This is a genomic window from Streptomyces sp. MnatMP-M17 (assembly GCF_900091995.1).
Lineage (GTDB): Bacteria > Actinomycetota > Actinomycetes > Streptomycetales > Streptomycetaceae > Streptomyces.
Genome location: NZ_FMDK01001259.1, coordinates 1 through 1,633, shown reverse-complemented (window position 1 = coordinate 1,633; position 1,633 = coordinate 1). Strand labels below are relative to the sequence as shown.

Annotated in this window: 2 protein-coding genes; both read right to left on the bottom strand. The window is 71.5% G+C overall.

The annotated features are described in order from the left end of the window. A partial coding sequence (locus GA0115259_RS38385) for a hypothetical protein (RefSeq protein WP_141716903.1) occupies positions 1-651 on the bottom strand: 651 nt, incomplete at its 3' end. A 442-nt stretch (positions 652-1,093) separates the two neighbouring features. Beyond that, on the bottom strand, positions 1,094-1,633 hold a 540-nt coding region (locus GA0115259_RS38380), incomplete at its 5' end, for a DUF932 domain-containing protein (RefSeq protein WP_141716902.1).

The window sequence follows — 1,633 nt, the reverse complement described above, 5'->3', positions numbered from 1 at the left end:
GTCGGCCAGATCCCGCACCCAGGCGGGCGCGTCACGGAGGCTGGCCGGGTAGTAGCTCCGGCGCCCCCGGTTCTGGTTAGGTCCGGGCGTCTTGCCGGTGGCGACGTACGGACCCTCGAACCGGATCTCGTCCAAGCCCCACGCGGTGTCCCCGCTGTTGAGGTAAGTGACGCGGACCTTGTCCGGCCGCAGCGGGGCGGGCATCGGCCACTGATTGATCTCGTCGAGGCCGTCGAGGGTGAAGAACCGCATGCGCTTGGCCAGGTCGCTCGTCACGGTGACGCGCACCGGCCCGGCGGCGACCTCGGAAGCAGGGACGGCCAGGGCGCAGGCCAGGTCGGCGGTCCACGGCGGCTTCGGCCGGTCCGGGTAGTGAGGGCTGGAGGGGTACAGCCAAAGCCCACCGGCCTGACGGCCTACCCACCGGGAAGCGGGGTCGCCCGGGGCGTAGCGGCCCCGGATGTGGACGGTGTCCAGTGCCCACGGTGCTCCGGCACGGCTCTGGTAGGTCGCGCGTACCTGGGTCGGCCGCATCGGGGGGACGGCGGCCGGATCGTCGCACAGGTACTGCGGCGGGACGTCCGGAGCGCCGGTGACGTCGAAGGCGACGGTGCGCTCGGCGTACTCGTGGGTCAGGCACAGCTCGGGCACGGGACCTCCTTCCGGGCGGCGGTGTTCAGACGGACGGACGGGGGGCGACGGCGGCGGGGACACGGTGCCGCTCGGCGAACTCGCACAGCCACGTGGGCTTGGAGCGCTGGAAGTGCTCGCTGTCGGGGTAGCAGCGCGTGTTGTGCGCGAACGAGGCCGGGTTGACCGTGCCGTCCTTGCGGACCCGCAGGCCGGCGATCTCCAGGCAGTACAGGGTCCAGGGACCGCCGTCGCTGCTGGTGTAGGTCAGGCAGACGGTCTGCGGGCGGATGGCGAATCGGTACTCGGTCTGGTCCGGTTCCAGGTCCGGCGCGGTGAGGCGCGCGGCGCTCGGCGGACTGCCCGGTCAGGACGTATTCGACGGCCACGGATTCCTCTGGGGGTGACGGCGGGACGGAGCGGGGCTCACCGGGGGCCGGAGCGGCTCCCGGTGAGGCACCCGTCAGGCCGCGAGGGCCAGCAGCTTGTACGCCTCGGTCTTGCGCTCGGTGACGGCCCCGGAGTCGGCCAGGGAGCGGGCGGCGCGGCTGGAGTTGGACTTCGCCGGGGCGACGTGGTCCAGGTACTCGCCGATCGCGTTCCAGCCCGCCCAGGCGGTGCCCCGGATGGCCTCCTGCGTCGCGGCATCCTCGAACAGGGAGCGCAGCACGTTGTTCCGGACGGTGATGTTCTTGTGCTGCGTCTTGCTCGGGAGGGCCGGGTCGTCGAAGACGCGGGTGACGACCTTCTCGAACTGGCCGAGGGTGAGCGGGGTGTCGAGCAGGCGCTGCGCCTCCCGCTCGAAGGCGTCCTGCCACTCGAAGAGGGTGGCGAGCGACTTCTGCACCTTGGCCAGCTTGACCGGTGCCGAGGCGGTGTGGGGGATCGAGTACTTGTGCTTGGCGCCGGAGATGATCAGGCGCTGCATGTTGCCGCAGTCCAGACGGGTCGAGCCGATGTGCAGGGAGTTGGAGGAGGAGCCGTTGTGGCTGGCGGAGAGGGG